This is a genomic window from Singulisphaera photorubra, from assembly GCF_045290345.1.
GTDB lineage: Bacteria > Planctomycetota > Planctomycetia > Isosphaerales > Isosphaeraceae > Singulisphaera.
On the sequence record NZ_CP155447.1, the window covers coordinates 5727309 to 5742744 of the forward strand.

Sequence of the window (15436 nt, forward strand, 5' to 3'; positions counted from 1 at the left end):
AGGGTTCAAGTTGTCCTAGGGGCAAGCGACGACGCGTCCGGCGCGCATTCTTCGGATTGTTCGCACGACTCCGCGCGCACGAGAGAAGGGACATGTTGTGAAGCTCCGTCTTGAGAATAACCTGAACTGCCCTACCCACGGATGAGACGCCCGCAAAGCAATCGCCATCCGCCCGCTTCGCACTTTCAATCGGATTGAGGTTCGCAAAAAAATAAAAAAAGGAAGGCTCAAGCATCGAAAAGAACAAAGTTGGCCGCCCAATCACGACACGCCAAGGGGCATTCCACATCCCTTTGCACATACAAACATACTGTCTTGACCATGTAAAGCCGTCGATACCAGAGCAAACCACAGGCGTGCGGGATCACCCCGAGGTCGTTCTCCCCATGCTTGTCGTAATGCACTGTGATCACCCGACATTTCGACGTATCCGTTCAATAAAAAAAAAGAAACATGGTGGACCGGCCCCTCTTGCAAGATGGGCACGGCGCACCAGGTTTCTTTTTTCCAACGGGTTGGCCGGAGTGGATGGCCCTCCGGCCTCAATGACGAAACCTGGCAAGCCATGCTCACCCAGCAAGGCCGGCCGATTGGCTTCGCGAACTCGCGTTTACCGAGCGGAGGAACTCGCCTCGTTCTTGAGTCCCGCGAACAGGTCCAGCAGCGTTTTCACGATCTTCTCGGAGGCCTCGACCTCGACTCGGTTCGTTCCCATCCAGGTCTCGTAGCCGCCGAGCACGTGATGACGAGGAGTGGGCAGGTAGCCGTAGGAGCCGTTGGCCAGTTCGATGGTAAAGCTCGGTTTGAAGGGGCTCTTCTGCTTGATCTCGAGCCCGCTCTCAGTGAACACCTCGAACGGGATGGCAGCGATCCCAAGGTCGCCTAGGCGGAAGGTTTGCAAGAGCACGTGAACCTCCGACGGTGACTCGTGCAGTTGCAAGACACGGGTGGCGTAGGCCCGTTCGTGCGGGCCGGTTGGCTTGGCGGTTTCGGGCTTGGCGAGAACCTGGCGCGCATAATCCACCTGCGCCTCGGTTGGCTTTCGGACCCCCAAGGTGAGCTCGCGTTGGGCTGCGTCAAGTTCGACCCAGTCGCGGAATTCGATCGACTGGTGCCCCTTGAACACGGCGGCTGCGACCTCGTCGGCCACTTCACGCATCTTTTGATAGGGAGCTTTCGGCTCTCCCTTCTCGCGGAAGTTGATGTTGTTGACGTCGCCGCTGGTGCCGTTCGACATGATCCCCACGAAGGGGGGATCGAGCCGGTCCGCCTTGAAATGCTGCTGCATGCGGTCCGCGAAGAGCGCGAAGTAGTCGGCCGAGACGTGACCGATCGGGACACCGCCCACGTAGTGAAGCGAGTAGTTCGCAAGCAAGGCAATCGGCCGACCATCGGGTGATCGGAGCGAGAGGAACGAAACTTGGGGATCGGTCGGGCCCGCCGGTTCGAGCAGGGTCGACGCGCCACGCCCTGGGTTCATCTTGACTTTGTCTTCACCGCCAAACGGGTTCGGGTTCGGAGTGCCCGGCTTCATGTGCCAGCGCCGATTGAAGACCTGGGTGGGAACGTCGACCGCTCCCCAGCCGATCTGCGCGGGAGCCAGGTTATTTACCGCCTGACGAATCCCATCGGCGATGCGCTGGGCGAGGAACTGCTGATAACCACTGAGTTCCTTATCGGCGACAACCGAGTTCTTTCCTCGCGCGGCGGTCCCGGAATGCGTATGAGTTGCCGCCATCAAAATATGATCCACGGGAATTCCCGTGGTTTCATTGACCATCTTCTTGGCGGTGTCGAAGACCTCGCGGGGAATTCCCACGTTATCGCAAATCGCGAAGGCGAGTCTCGTCTTACCATCATCAAGGACCAGGCACCGCGCGTGCAGTTCGTCGTGGATGTGAGTCGCCGGGGGCGTCGTAAAGTTGCCGACAATCAGCTCGCCGAGTGGTGGCGTAATATTGCTGGCGAACGCCCCGGCCCGAAACAGCGGCTTCCCCGCGGCGCGCTCGGCGGTTTGTGACTGTCCCAGCGAAGGACCAGCCGTGACGAGGGTGGCGAGCATCAGGCAGAAGGAACCCAGGGCCAGGCTTCGGGCCTGACGGCCCCTGGCACTCAATACAATCCCACTCATTTCATCGGTCCTTTCCAAAGGTGGTCGACCCGCCAGACCGATGCGAGGATGCTCGGTGGCGGAACGTCAACAAGGCGGGCCCCGCTGTTGCGATCGTGACCGAGTCGCAACGGCCGTCGAATGCCCCAGCATAGGAGGACCGGTCGGCTCAGACCAGCACCTAGCCCAGAACGGATTTCGGAGGTCCGGAATTCATCCTTCCTGACCAAACAAGGAGGCCGGCGTGGCGCCGGCTCTATCCCGAGCAAACCCACTCAACTCGGGGCCGAGCATGCTCAATGGTTCCAGGAGAATTCCGTGGCATTGAGCAAGGCCCAGAAGAAATCGGTCATGCGCTGGCTTCGCTCATCGCCACGCGTGCCCGCGAGCCGAGTCTCGAAGTGGGCCGACTCTTCGGGAGTTGGCCGCCGGGTCAACACGGTCAGGTACGCGACCTCCACCGAGGCACGATCGGTGGGCGCCAGGGAGCCGACCCGCCGCGCGGCGTTGAAGAGGGTGTCTTTCGTTTTGTCCTCGACCAACTCGCCGTTCATCATCAAGAGACGCTGGGGAATCGTGCCGCAGCCCACGTCGAACTCGTCTTCACCGGTGTCGCCGTAACGACTCACGAAGTCGCGTTCACCGATGGAGCGGGCCAATCGGATCAGGATCGGCGAATCGCTGTCGATCGTGGCGAGCGAGCCGGCCTGAATCACGCCGCCGACGATCTGCTCGGGCCGAAGGCGGGTGATCGGAAAAACCGCCCAACCCTGTTCCTGCGAGGCGCTGACGTCCCCCTCCACCGCGCTATCGAGCTGGAAGACCTCGGTGGCCACGATCAGTCGAATCAGCCGCTGCAAGTCGTAGCCGTGGGCCACGAAGTCGTTGGCCAGTTCGATCAAGACAGGCGGGAGCTCGCTCTCGGGGGGAAGGTCGTCGATCGGCTCCACCAACGCTCGGCCGAACAGGAGCGCCCAGACACGGTTCACGGTCGCTCGAGGGAAGTTCGGGTTCTTGGGATCGGTGACCCAGCGCGCCAGTTGCGATCGGAGCGTCCCGTCGGCCGGGCGCAGCTCCGGGAGAAACGGCACGTGCGGATCCACCGTTTCGAGTTGGCCGGTCTTGCGGCTGGTGACCTTGAACTTGGTCGAGCGATCGCGGATACCGGTCAAACCGGACCCGACCTGGCCGAAGAATGCGGCCAGCCCTTGGAAGTCGCTCTGCTTCCAGGGTTGGAAGGGATGGTCGTGACACTGGGCGCAGTCGAGCCGGACGCCAAGAAAAGCGCGGGCCGTCCGCCCGGCGAGTCGTTCGGCATCGGGGCGCTCCGTTCCCGGGTCATAAGTGACGGTGATAAAGTTCGTGGCCGGCCGATCGGTCCAGATCCCGTTCGCGGCAATGAGTTCGCGGATCAACTGGTCGTAAGGACGGTTGGCCAGCAACTGGTCGCTCAGCCAGGTAAGAAACCGCCGGCGCCGATAGACGAGGAATGGCCCCCCTTCGGTCCCCACGTAGGTCCGTGCCAGCCGCTCGGCCAGATAGTCGGAAGTGCGTCGGTCGCGAAACAGACCGGCGAGCCGATCTTCCAGCCGTCGACCGGCCGGTTGGGCTTCGAAGCGACGAATCTCCTCGAGTGACGGAATCGCCCCGGTCAACGCCAGTTCGATTCTCCGGAGGATTGTCAACTCGGCGGCTCGCTTGGCGGGCACGAGTCCTTCCTCGGTCCATTGTTGGCGAAACCAACGATCGACCTGAGGCAAGACGACAGGCGGAACCTCGGACTGGGTGCGGATCGTCGTAGGAGCGGGGGACCTGGGTGGAAAAAAATTCGCACGAAGCGCGGCGGCTCCACCGAGTATCAGACCAATGAATAGTAGGTTCCGCATCCCCATCAATGGTCCCCCGCTTGCTCCACTCTGTTCGTAAGGAGTTACCATCCGACCGGCCGGAACGTTTCAGCAATCCGGCCCGGTTCCCCGATTCGGGATTTCTGAAACCTGGGTCGGGAATCGGCTGTAGTTCTTGGCATGAACAGCGTTTTAATCCAGACGATGCCGGGTCAGTCCACCGTTGGGGTCGAGGAGAGCGCTTCAATCGGCTGTCCCTCCCTGGTGGATCCAGTTTGCCTAGGGACCACGCTCCCCAAAGCGAGCCTGATCCGACGCGTTCGGATAGGGATCGGCTCCGCGAGCGAATGGCTTTTTGGCGGATTTGCGCTGGTCATCGGCCTCGCCATCCTGTCGGCCACGCCCGTCCTGCAATTGCTCAGCTTTGGCTACTTGCTCGAGTCGGGAGGGCGGGTGGCCCGCTCCGGGCGACTGCGTGACGCACTGATCGGGGTCCGCCGGGCGGCCCGCCTGGGAAGCATGGTGATCGGCTGCTCGCTGATGCTCTTACCAGTTCAGCTCATCGCCTCGTGGACCGCCTCGGCGCAGCTCGTCGATCCGGGAGGGCTGATCGCCCGGCGCTGGCGTGTGGGACTGTTCATCCTGACCGTGCTCATGGTTCTCCATCTCATCACGGCCTGTGCGCGCGGCGGGAAGCTTCGCTTTTTTTTCTGGCCGTTCACAACGCCCTTCTGGCTCGCCCGAAGAGTGCGGCAGGGTGGGATCTACGTCTCGGCTCGCGATGATGTCTGGGATTTTGTCACTGCCTTGAGGTTTCCCTACTATTTCCGGCTCGGACTCCTCGGGTTTGTCGGCACGATGGCCTGGCTGCTGATCCCCGTGACTTTGATCGCCCTGGGCAGACGATTCCCACCGGCTGCGTTCCTCGGTGGGCTCTTACTGGCGATCGTGTCGCTGGTGCTCCCGTTTCTCCAGATGCGGTTCGCCGCCGAGAACCGGTTTGCCGCCCTCTTCGAATACCGAGCGGTGCGTGCGCGGTTCCGCCGCGCCCCCTGGGCGTTCGCAGTCGCGGCCTTCCTGACGCTGACATTTGCGATCCCGCTCTACCTGCTCAAGATCGAGATGATTCCCCGCGAGACCGCATGGCTCCCCAGCCTCGTCTTTCTCGGATTCATTTTCCCGGCCCGAACCATCACCGGCTGGGCTTACGCCCGCTCCGGACGCCGCGAACGTCCCCGCCACTGGTTCTTTCGATGGACGAGCCGCCTGGCCATGTTCGCAACGGGCCTGATCTACGCCCTGATCGTCTTCTTCACACAATATACCGCCTGGCAAGGGATCTGGAGCCTGTATGAGCAGCACGCTTTTATGCTCCCTGTTCCTTTTCTGAACATGTAAAAGCGCCAGCAACAACATCGATTCCCCGCGGCGAGTCGCTCCGTGGTGGTGGGTAGAGTCTTGACACATCCCTCCTGACCCGTGAGCATGTTGGTTCGTACGTCATCCGTGACGACTCACCTGCCCTAGCCCGCAAAGGGTCGATCGCCGTGTTAGTTCGACCTCGATCGACCCGAAGCCGGCTCAGGTCTCACGACACGATCGTGATGATCCTGCTGGTTTTTGGGCTAACCGGGGGCGTGGGGACGGCCACTTCGGGCAGCACCGTCACCGCAAAGTATACGAGTCACGCGGCCTTGCTTGACGGCCACCAGTGCAAGTGCAAGTCGTGCCGCGGCTTGTCCTCGTGTTGCTGTTCTCCGGCCGAATCGAAGCCGAGTCCTCCAGCTCGACCCATCTCGAAGCCGCCGACAACCGACCAGGTGCAGGACAACACCGGACCTTGCCTCAATGCGGCTCCCTGCGGCGGTGGTGAGGGACTCCCCACGTCCGCGACCGGCCTGACCATGAGCAAGGCGGTCTCCCTGACGGATCGAACGGTTCTCCGGCCGAACATGACCGCTCAGATCCACCCGTTTCCCGTGGACTTACTCCGCTCTGCCCTCCTCGCCTCTCGTCTCGACGATCCGCCTGAAGGTCCTTTCTCTGCCTGAACTCCAGCCACTCAGATCGATCCGCCTGGGCGAAACGTTTCGACGTGATCGCCGGGTCGGGGTCATCGTGCAGTCATCTTTTGTGAACTGGAACCGGCTTTCAGCCTGCGTGCATCTCAGTGGACGATGCGCGCCGGCTCTCCTTCAGGTCTGATCGGAGTGCGCGCATGCGCCGTCGTGGTTTTACGCTGATCGAATTGTTGGTCGTCATCGCGATCATCGCGGTCCTGATCGCCCTGCTCCTGCCTGCGGTCCAGGCTGCCCGCGAGGCGGCCCGGCGGCTCCAGTGCGTGAGCAACCTGAAGCAGATCGGGATCGCGATGCATAACTATGAAAGCTCCAAAGGGGCGTTCCCTTCGGGACGCACCAATTATCCCAACGTCTGGTCGTCGTTGTCGCAGCTCTTGACCACGATGGAAGGGACGGACCAGTACAACGCCCTCAACTTCAGCTTCCCGTCGGTCGATCTCAGCGCATCAGGGGGCCTGACCAACGCGCCGAACACCTCCGTTGTCTCGACGGCCCTCAAGATCTTCCTTTGCCCGAGCGATGGGATCGAGCGAATCAGCCCGGACTTTGGCGCGACCAACTACGTGGGTTGCGCGGGGACCGGGACGACCAACGGTGGCAGCTTCAAGGTCGTCTCCGGGTTCCCGGTTCCCGACGGCGTCTTCTATGACACGAGCTGCATCCGGATGGCTGACATCACTGACGGACTGAGCAATACGGTCGCCTTCGGCGAGACCGTCAAGGGGTCAGGCCGGAACAACACAGGCGCCGTGCCCGAGGACCCGACCCGCCAGTTCGCCGAATTTCTGACGAGCTCCGCTCCGCTCTCCCCCACGGCCTGCCTTGCGCCGAGCCAGTGGACCGGGGATCGTGGCCGCGAATGGGCACGCGGAAGCTTTGTGATGGCCGCCTATAACCACTTCAACACGCCGAACAGTCGCATTCCCGACTGCACGAACTCGGGCCGGGCCGCCGCCCTGACGGCCGCCCGCAGCCTGCATTCGGGAGGGGTCAACACCCTCTTCTGTGACGGGCACGTTCAGTTCCTCAAGGACAGCGTGAACACAACATCATGGCGTGCGATCGCGACCCGCGGCGGCGGCGAGGTCGTCTCGAGCTCGGACTATTGAGTCCAAGCCGACACCCTCAACATTCGCACCTGCACCTGTACACGCATCGGAGTCGATCATGACCAAGTCGATCGTTCTGGCCGTGGCCCTGATGGCGGCCGGCGGTTTCGCCATGGGGTGGCTGGCCTTCGGCTCGCGGGCTCGAACCGCGCTGAACCCATCGGCGATCGAAACGGCCCAAAAAAATTCCGCGCGTCCGGTCGAGGTCGAGCGTCGCTACGTCCTGCGGCCCGAAGATATCCAGGCCGATCGCGAGACTCCGGCCCTCGCGGTCGACGACAAGGGCCACGTCGTCGTCGCCTGGGCCTCGCAGACCGGCGACCTCGAGCGCACAATTTATCTGCTCCGTTCCTCCGACGGTGGGACGAACTTCGCCCCGCCCGTCCCCTGGCGCAAAGTGCCGATCTATAAGTTCCAGTCGAAGTCGCCCGGCAAGACGATGGCCTTCTCAACCCACGTCCTGCCTCGACTCACGGCGAGCGCCGGATCGATCTGGCTCGGTTGGGTCGAAGCCATCAATGGCGGCCCCGACGTCCGTTACCTGGTCGCCCGCTCGACCGATGGTGGCACGTCGTTCGCGGAACCGGTCAGCGTTCACGGCGACAAGGCCGTGCGCCCTGGTTTTACCTCACTCTCGGCCGGAGCCGACGGGACGCTCTCCGCTTCCTGGCTCGACGGCCGGAGCCAAGGGCAACAACCGTTCTTCTCCCTCGGGACCAAAGGGGCGAACGGGTTCGGAACCGAGGAACTTGTTTTCGCCGGCCCCGACGGGAAAGGCATCTGCCCCTGCTGTGACCTCTCGACTGCGCGTTCGCCGCAAGGATCCACTTTCGTCGCCTTCCGCAACAATGACTCGGGGCATCGCGACATCTACATTGCCCAATCCGAATCTGGCGAAAAGGTCACATTCAGTCCCCCGATCGCAGTCACCCCGGGACACTGGAAGTTCGAAGGCTGCCCCCACGATGGTCCCTCCCTGGCCTTGAGCGGCGATCGGCTTCACTTGCTCTGGATGGATGCCCATACGGGCAAAAACCGGGTGTACGCCGCCAGCTCTGAACTCCCGTCGCTGAACTTCTCAGCCCGCGAGTTGAGCCAAGAATCGAAGGGGGCACAAGGTCACCCCAAGCTTCTCGCCGACTCGTCGGGGACCTTGCACGCCGTCTGGGACGAGAGTCTCGACCCCGCCCCCACGGCCGAAGGCGGACACGGTGGGGCCTCGCATTCCCATAACGCGACCTTGTCAGGCGGAGGCCGGGCGATCATGTACGCGATCTCCAAGGCGAACGGCGAATTCGGAACCGCCCGGGCGCTCGCGCCACACGCCGGTGCGTTTCAGCTCAACCCGGCGATTGCCGTCGGCCCGACGGGCGACGTCTTCGTCGCCTGGAATGAACTCGACACCGAGGGCAAGCAGGTCGTCCTGGTCCGGCTCCCTCCCACGGAGCCTAACCGCCGATGAACCCATCATCGCCTGAGGGACTCGCCCAGACCGGCGAAGTCGACACACGCGGGGCTCAGCGAACCTCCCCCTCCGGTTCGGTCGCTCGATTCCTGGCGTGGACGGCCCTCGGCCTGGGGATGATGATCCTCTCAGCAGGGTTGGCTTGGTCGATTCGAGGGGGGATGGAGCCCCCTTCGCCTGCCCCTGAGAGCGCTCCGGTCGCGAACGTGGTCCCGCCTCCCGATCAGAAAAGCGTGCTCTTCAAAAAAGGGAGGCTGACGTACCAGGTTCACTGCACTCGTTGCCACGGCCCCGAGGGACGGGGCGATGGTCCCGACGCCGCGGTGCTTCGTCCTCCCCCTCGCGATTTTGCCGCCCGCCCCTGGACGCACGGAGAAACCACCGAAGCCATCCGCACAGTGATCCTCCAAGGGATTCCCGGCACCGCGATGACCGGTTGGAGCCATCTCCTCTCCTCACAAGAGCTCGACGCGGTTGTCGACTACGTGCGATCGCTCGGCGCTCCGCCGCGGGAAATCAAGGTAAGCGACACCCCAACGACCCTCTTGCGTCAGGCAGGGTTCGAACCGATCGAGCCCGCGATCGCCGCATCACCACTGACCTTCGAAGGACTCGACGGCCGTAAGCGGACCCTCGATCAGGAGCAAGGGAAAGCGATCCTTCTCGTCTTCTGGGGAACCACCTGCGCCCCTTGCATGGAAGAACTCCCCTCCTTGGATCGGCTCGCAAGTGAGTTTGCCCACGCCCCACTTGCCGTACTCCCGATTTGCATCGACGAGGCCGACGATGCCCTCGTGCGCGAAGTAGAGCGAACGCGCACCAGGCAACTCCCCTTACTCGTGGATCGGACCGGCCTGGCTCGGATCCAATACGACGTGCAGTCGATTCCCTACGCTGTGCTGATCGATTCCGAAGGCCGTCAAATCGGACGGGCACAAGGGTGCAAAGACTGGTCGACCGAGGCCGTTCGCGAGCTCCTTCGGACCGTCACGTCCCGATCGGCCAACTCGGAGTAGCCGATTCCACTCGTTGGCGTTGATACTCGACTGCTCCCCTGGGTGCGGGAGGATTGGGCCGACAAGCCGCGCGGCTGGGCGAGTGCTACGCCTTGCCGTTGCGGAAATCTCCCGGCGGAATGACGAGGGAGTAAGGCCACCGATTGAGCGCCAGCAGATGCTGAACTTCACATCGACCTGTCCTGAGCAGCGGCGGAACGTACTTGAGCTCCTGACGCCATTCTTCCGAGCCTCCGGCAAGGGTGGCCGTGCACTCTCACTCTTGAAACCTCATCTCATCATCTCGATTTTCCATTACAGCCTTGACATCCGTCATCGCCCCAGCGATTTTTATAACATTTGAGGGCTTAAAATCGATGATAACCGATGTATTGTATTACAGCGGTTATCGGTCGTATTGCAGACAAGCAGAGGAAAAATGGCCAGGCCAAATTGTTGTCCGAGCCACAAAAGAAGTCCTCTGACTCCTTGAGTCCCGAGAGATCCGAGTTCGAGAGGGCCGATACCCGTTCCCATCATTTCCATGCGTCCCCCCCCCGCAAGCAAACGGCTGTAGCGGCTGACACTCATGCAAAGCTCAACCGACATGACTCATCGATGAACGGTCCTAGGAAATGCGGACCGAGAATCATCGCCTTGAGATTGTCATGTGTGCGCATGTGTGTCGGCCTTGTGGTTCTACCAGTTTCATGTTCATTGATGAATTCTGAGGCGATCCACCAACATCGCAACGTTGCTAAGGATCCCATACTCCCGGGGGGGGAACGATGACCACGCGGCAAGTTTTCTTCGTGATCGCCATCGCAGTTGGCTTGATCATCTTCGTCAGCATGACGATCTACCAACTGCTCAGTCCTACGCAACGCGCCTTGAAGAAGGCGAAGCGGGGAGACGTTGCGGGGGCCGAAGCCGATCTCCAGGACCTTCTCCGGAAGGGAGAGTCGGCGGGCACCCGCGCGACGCTCGGCCAAGTCTATCTCCTCGCTGGCCGGCCGCAGGAGGCAGAGGGCGAACTCCGGCAGGCCGTCGAAATGGGCAAGCGAACGGCCGGAACTCTCAACTCGCTCGGTTGGGCGCTCGTCCAGCTCAATCGCGTTGAGGAGGCCTTGCCGATCGCCGAGGAGGCTCACAAAAAGGCGCACGAAGATTTCGAGGTGTACTGCCTCTATTGCGGTTTGATGGCGGAGAACGGCCGGGCCCACGAAGTCACCAAGCTCTACGAGTTTCTCAAGACGACCGCCGCCCAGATTCAAAAGATGAACGCTGCGAAATTTCGGAGCGAACTGGCTGACAAATACGAATTCGCCAAGTCGCGGATGGTCGCCGCCGGCCTTGCCTGATAAGTCGACCGTCGCCGCAACGCTCCCAGACTGCACTGCCCACGCTGGCCGGGTCTTCGTTCAGTGGCCGGGGCCGCCGGACTTGGGAGCCGGGCGTTCAACTCCTCCTTGAGAGACATCAAAATGGCTGTGCAACTCTCATGCGTCGATCGGGATCACAAGGGCGAATTGTGGTCGCTCGACCTGGATCGCGAAAGGGTCGTCGTCCGAGACGCCTCGGGAGCTCCGGTCGCGGAGTTCACCCCTGAAGAGGCGGTGGGTCGCTTCCAAATGCCGAGCTTTTCGGAAAACGTCAAGCACTTCGGGATCCAACTGGAGAGCTCGATCTTTCACTTCGCGGTTCCCAAGGATGGTCTCCGCGAGATCAAGGCCCTGATCAACCGGACGATCGTCGCCTCGGGTCCCGAGGCGATCCTGTCGATCAGGAATCGCGCGATCCGGGATACTCTCGTCGGCTTGGTCTGCGCAGTGGGAGGCGTCGTACTGACTGTCGGGAGCTACGTGTCGGCCGCGAACAAACCTCAGGGCGGCGAATACACCATCACTTATGGGTTGGTGCTTTTCGGTTTCGCCATATTTTGCAAGGGCGTGTACGGTCTCATCCAATACGGTCAAGTCCGGAGCCTGGCTGAATCGTGAGGGGGGCCGCGGACCGACTCTCAAGTCCGCGTCATCCCCAGCGGCCAGTGATCGTCGGACTTCGTGATTGCCCGCCGAGGCTTCGGAATTATCCTCCCCTCCCCCCCGAATTCCGAGAGCCATCCCATGGCCAGCGTCAGGTCCGAGAACCTGTCTGAGATGGACTCTTGCCGGGTGGGCACGGCCTGACCGCCTTTTTTTGACCAGCGTCTTGGAGACGGGCGAGGAGCAATCGCCCAGGCCGAGAAATCTGCGTTACAACGACTCACGACGCTTGAACATCGTGATCTCGTTACCGCGTGGGTTATGCGAAACCTCGTCCATGAAGGTCCGGATCAAGAGCAGCCCGCGCCCGCTGGCTCGCTCGAGATTGGCGGGATCGTTCGGATCGGGGAGTGCGCCCGGGTCGTACCCGGGCCCATCATCGCGAATGACGTAGGCGACTCCCTCGGCGGTTTCACGCTCAGTCACATTCACCCTGCGCTCGCAGTACGGTGAAACAGGTCGTCGGCTCCTGGCGAGTCCGTAATAGGTCGCTTCGTCATCCTCGCGGAGGGATGAGTCGAGTTCGAGGTTGCCATGGAGGATCGCGTTGCTCAAGGCCTCGCTCAGCGCGACGTTCACCCGGATCATCCCGGTCCCGTCGCAGAGCCGCTTTCTCGCGGCATTCTCGGCGAGATGGGCGACCAGGCCCGGTATGAGCGTGACATCGTTTTCGAGGATGTAGTGCGATTCTGTCCGGTCCCAGCAGCCGGGCTGCCTCCGCTCGACCTTTTCCTGGCTCGTAAGTTCCAGGATGTTTCCGACGGTCTGGATCATGTCTCGCGCCATGCGACGCTTGGGAACGTAGCTGGCGGCTCCCCGCTGCAGGGCCTCGGCCGCGATCTCCTCGCTGCCATGAGCACTCATCAAAATCACCGGGATGAGCGGATAGCTGAGGCGGACCGCCTGCACCAGTTCCAGTCCGTCCATCTCGGGCATCTGGAGGTCAGTCAGCACGAGGTCGGTGGCCCCGTGCTTGAGCGCCGCGATCGCCTCACGCCCATTCTTGGCGATCGCAACGCCATGACCAGCCGCTTCCAGCATGCGGCGGAGGGCCAGCGCCTGCGTCGGGCTGTCCTCTGCGACGAGGATCCGTGCCATGCGAAACTCCCAGAGACCAAGCGGGCGACATTGGGCGAGGGTCCAGGGGCAACCCGCGTCACCCCTCGCCGTCAACCCAACCCTTCAAGACTGTCTTTAGTCTAGAACAGGTCAGCCGCAGTGGCGACCGGGAACGGACTTTCTCAACGGCCGGGGAACGGTCAACCCGACTGAGTCGGCCTCCTCACGAATCGGAATCCCTCCCACGCGGCAACCACAGACCAGGGTGTGCCACAAAGTACGGACATGTCCGGGTTACTTAAGGGGAAGCGGGGGGCCGCGGCCCCAAGGTCGAGTACCAAGCCAAAAGGGCGAGCAGAAAGGACGACAGAAGCATCAGGGAAAGGATGATGAGCAGGGCGTCGGCCCCGAACCGCAGCGAGGGGCTGGCATTATCGTTCAAGCCCCCCGTATCGATCGGCAGAATGCCGAGAAGGTGGCCGGACAGGAGAAAGAGAGTCGACATCGAGAGCAAAAGACCGGCCCAGAGTGACCAGGCTTTGTTCCGGAGCGCGGACAAGCCGATCCCGATCAGCGGCATGCCAAACCCGACAATGCACCGAGCGAGGTGAAACATGAGTTGGCGAGGATTTTCGACTGTGATCAGGCCAAAGCCGAGCAGGGCGAAACCGCTCGACGCTCGGGCCAGCATCGCCAGGCCGAGACCCACCGCGAAGAGCCCCGCGAGACGGATCTGTTGTGGGGAACGAGCTCGAAAGAGTACGGCCTGGAACAGCCCGTACTGCCGGGCCTGGATCGGTTGGCCGTCGAGATAACGTTCCAGATCATCCGCGAAGGCCTCGGCCGAACCATACCGACGCCTCGGCTCTTTCTCGAGACACTTCAGGCAAATCGCCTCCAGGGCCCGGTCGACCCGCTGATTCAGCCTCCGGGGCGGAACCGGAAGTTGCTCACGAAGCCGCAGGAGGATTTCCGAAAGGGACTCGCCCTGGATCGGAGGCTTCTCGGTGAACATGGCATAGAAGACGGCTCCGAGCCCATAGACGTCGCTCGCGACGGTCACTTCCGCACGATGCCCCTCTGCCTGCTCCGGAGCCATGTAGGCCGGAGTCCCGATGACCATCCCCGAAATCGTCACGTCGGCCTCGACGCCGAACCGCTTCGCCAGACCGAAATCGGCGATCTGAGGCCTCCCCTCGGAATCGAGCAGGATATTCGACGGCTTCAGGTCTCGGTGGAGAATCCCGCGCTGATGCGCATAATGAACGGCACGCGCGACCTGAGCCATCAGAATCGCCGCGGCGCGTGGATCGGCGGCATAGCGAGTCAGGTGCTCGGCCAGGCTCCCTCCGTCGAGCAAACGCATACTGAAATAGCACGTTTCCTCGAACTCCCCAACCTCGTAGATCGGGACGATGTGCGGATGATCGAGCAGCGCCATCGTCTCGGCCTCGATCCGGAACCGCTGCAAGTTCTTGGCCGAGCCCCAGGCGCCGGAGTCGATCGTTTTGAGCGCGACCAGACGATGGAGGCTCCGCTGCCGGGCGCGGTAGACCACGCCCATGCCACCCCGTGCGATCTCACCCAGCAACTCGTAATCGCCCAGTCGAGACCCCAGCCGGTTCCGTTCGAATAGGAGCGAGCCAAGGCTTTCGTCCCACTCCGCGTCGGAAAAAGGGGGCGTGCAAGTGCCTCCGGAAGCGGGGGGCGAGTCGGCATCCCCCAAGGCGATCTGCAGGACATCCAGACAGGCCCTCAACCGATCGGCAATCGCCGCGTTCTCTGCCAACAGTCGCGCCGGGTCGACCTGACGGCCCGCCTCTAACGCAGCCAGAAAAGGCTCGAGGACCCGGGCGACATCGGCATCGACCTCACCATCAGCCTCAGCCTCGACATCCATGGAAAGACTTGGCGGCAACTCGTTGTGGCTCATCGGAATCCCTCCAATGCCTGCCGGAGCGTCAGCATCGCCCGGGTCCAAAGCTTGCGAACAGCGTTGGTCGACCGCCCCATCCGGGCCGCGATCTCCTCGATTGGAACCTGCTCCACATTGCGGAGGACGAAGACTTCGCGGTAAGCCTTCGGCAGTTGCTCGAGCGCCTCGGCGATCAGGACCGATCGCTCGTGGTTCATGGCAATGGCGATGGGAGAAGGGCCCGCGTCCGCCAAGGGGTGTCGCACGTCCAGGTTCGCTCGTTCGAGCGACTCCTGGCGTCGAGGGTTACGAGCCTGCGACCTGTGATACCTGGACTGATCGATCAAGGTGTGAATCAGAATGCGACGAAGCCAGGCGACCAGCTCCGGCTCCCCCTCACCGAGGAAGCGCGCGAATTCCCGATGCGCCTTGAGAAACGTTTCCTGCACGACGTCAGACGGATCGAGCTGCGTCCGCAATGTCTGGCCGATCAGGGAGCGGCCCATCAGTCGGAGATAATCGCGGTAGTGCTCCAGCAACAGCCCACGCGCCGCGACGTCGCCGCCTCGGGCTAACTCGAGGTAACGGCCAAGGGCCGCAGCATCACGGATGTTCATTGGCGAGCCTCCGCTCATTCCGAGAACCGAAACTCGACAGACCATCAAGTGAATTCGTATCTATCGAAGCTTTTTCCTTTACCAAATCTCCATTCGTTCAAGGGGCAGGAATTTCCTCGTCATTGCATCACAATTTCAGGCACGGGGCAATCTGGTACTCTCCCGTGTGGATCGTACCACGACCCCGCCAGCC

Annotated in this window: 12 protein-coding genes; 7 read left to right on the forward strand and 5 right to left on the reverse strand. The window is 62.2% G+C overall.

What is annotated here, in order from left to right:
• Positions 1 to 610: 610 nt before the first annotated feature.
• Positions 611 to 2131 (reverse strand): neutral/alkaline non-lysosomal ceramidase N-terminal domain-containing protein, encoded by a 1521-nt coding sequence (locus V5E97_RS21605; RefSeq protein WP_406693601.1) that lies wholly within the window; start codon positions 2129 to 2131, stop codon positions 611 to 613.
• A gap of 275 nt (positions 2132 to 2406) precedes the next feature.
• On the reverse strand, positions 2407 to 3996 hold the full coding sequence (locus tag V5E97_RS21610; RefSeq protein ID WP_406693602.1) for a DUF1549 domain-containing protein: 1590 nt from the start codon (positions 3994 to 3996) through the stop codon (positions 2407 to 2409).
• Positions 3997 to 4137: 141 nt separating this feature from the next.
• Here V5E97_RS21610 and V5E97_RS21615 point away from each other — a divergent pair, with 141 nt between their 5' ends.
• From V5E97_RS21615 to V5E97_RS21645, 7 genes are all read left to right on the forward strand, one after another.
• Entirely contained in the window at positions 4138 to 5355 is a 1218-nt protein-coding gene (locus V5E97_RS21615; protein WP_406693603.1) for a hypothetical protein, read from the forward strand.
• A 149-nt stretch (positions 5356 to 5504) separates the two neighbouring features.
• A complete protein-coding gene (locus tag V5E97_RS21620) occupies positions 5505 to 6008 on the forward strand; it encodes a hypothetical protein (protein ID WP_406693604.1) in 504 nt (167 codons plus the stop codon).
• Between the two features lie 167 nt (positions 6009 to 6175).
• Positions 6176 to 7147 (forward strand): DUF1559 family PulG-like putative transporter, encoded by a 972-nt coding sequence (locus V5E97_RS21625; RefSeq protein ID WP_406693605.1) that lies wholly within the window; start codon positions 6176 to 6178, stop codon positions 7145 to 7147.
• Positions 7148 to 7205: 58 nt separating this feature from the next.
• Positions 7206 to 8609 carry a sialidase family protein gene (locus V5E97_RS21630; RefSeq protein ID WP_406693606.1) on the forward strand — a complete coding sequence of 468 codons (1404 nt, stop codon included), beginning with the start codon at positions 7206 to 7208 and terminating at the stop codon, positions 8607 to 8609.
• Positions 8606 to 9628, forward strand: a complete 1023-nt coding sequence (locus tag V5E97_RS21635) for a redoxin domain-containing protein (protein ID WP_406693607.1) — start codon at positions 8606 to 8608, stop codon at positions 9626 to 9628. The genes V5E97_RS21630 and V5E97_RS21635 overlap by 4 nt, the downstream gene beginning before the upstream one ends.
• Before the next feature lie 767 nt (positions 9629 to 10395).
• Complete coding sequence (locus tag V5E97_RS21640) at positions 10396 to 10968, forward strand: tetratricopeptide repeat protein (protein WP_406693608.1); 573 nt, start codon at positions 10396 to 10398, stop codon at positions 10966 to 10968.
• A gap of 123 nt (positions 10969 to 11091) precedes the next feature.
• Positions 11092 to 11607 carry a hypothetical protein gene (locus V5E97_RS21645; RefSeq protein WP_406693609.1) on the forward strand — a complete coding sequence of 172 codons (516 nt, stop codon included), beginning with the start codon at positions 11092 to 11094 and terminating at the stop codon, positions 11605 to 11607.
• 255 nt (positions 11608 to 11862) lie between these two features.
• Here V5E97_RS21645 and V5E97_RS21650 read toward each other — a convergent pair whose 3' ends face one another.
• From V5E97_RS21650 to V5E97_RS21660, 3 genes are all read right to left on the reverse strand, one after another.
• Positions 11863 to 12750, reverse strand: coding sequence for an ATP-binding response regulator (locus tag V5E97_RS21650; RefSeq protein WP_406693610.1), 888 nt, complete (start codon positions 12748 to 12750; stop codon positions 11863 to 11865).
• Positions 12751 to 13009: 259 nt separating this feature from the next.
• Positions 13010 to 14644, reverse strand: a complete 1635-nt coding sequence (locus V5E97_RS21655) for a serine/threonine-protein kinase (protein ID WP_406693611.1) — start codon at positions 14642 to 14644, stop codon at positions 13010 to 13012.
• Positions 14641 to 15243, reverse strand: a complete 603-nt coding sequence (locus tag V5E97_RS21660) for a sigma-70 family RNA polymerase sigma factor (protein WP_406693612.1) — start codon at positions 15241 to 15243, stop codon at positions 14641 to 14643. The genes V5E97_RS21655 and V5E97_RS21660 overlap by 4 nt, the downstream gene beginning before the upstream one ends.
• Positions 15244 to 15436 lie beyond the last annotated feature (193 nt).

Bases quoted from the DNA above. Each gene is read 5' to 3' on its own strand.
- V5E97_RS21645 (WP_406693609.1), top strand. From the start codon at position 11,092: ATGGCTGTGCAACTCTCATGCGTCGATCGGGATCACAAGGGCGAATTG.
- V5E97_RS21610 (WP_406693602.1), bottom strand. From the start codon at position 3,996: ATGCGGAACCTACTATTCATTGGTCTGATACTCGGTGGAGCCGCCGCG.
- V5E97_RS21635 (WP_406693607.1), top strand. From the start codon at position 8,606: ATGAACCCATCATCGCCTGAGGGACTCGCCCAGACCGGCGAAGTCGAC.
- V5E97_RS21605 (WP_406693601.1), bottom strand. From the start codon at position 2,131: ATGAGTGGGATTGTATTGAGTGCCAGGGGCCGTCAGGCCCGAAGCCTG.
- V5E97_RS21640 (WP_406693608.1), top strand. From the start codon at position 10,396: ATGACCACGCGGCAAGTTTTCTTCGTGATCGCCATCGCAGTTGGCTTG.
- V5E97_RS21655 (WP_406693611.1), bottom strand. From the start codon at position 14,644: ATGAGCCACAACGAGTTGCCGCCAAGTCTTTCCATGGATGTCGAGGCT.
- V5E97_RS21630 (WP_406693606.1), top strand. From the start codon at position 7,206: ATGACCAAGTCGATCGTTCTGGCCGTGGCCCTGATGGCGGCCGGCGGT.
- V5E97_RS21650 (WP_406693610.1), bottom strand. From the start codon at position 12,750: ATGGCACGGATCCTCGTCGCAGAGGACAGCCCGACGCAGGCGCTGGCC.
- V5E97_RS21615 (WP_406693603.1), top strand. From the start codon at position 4,138: ATGAACAGCGTTTTAATCCAGACGATGCCGGGTCAGTCCACCGTTGGG.
- V5E97_RS21660 (WP_406693612.1), bottom strand. From the start codon at position 15,243: ATGAACATCCGTGATGCTGCGGCCCTTGGCCGTTACCTCGAGTTAGCC.
- V5E97_RS21625 (WP_406693605.1), top strand. From the start codon at position 6,176: ATGCGCCGTCGTGGTTTTACGCTGATCGAATTGTTGGTCGTCATCGCG.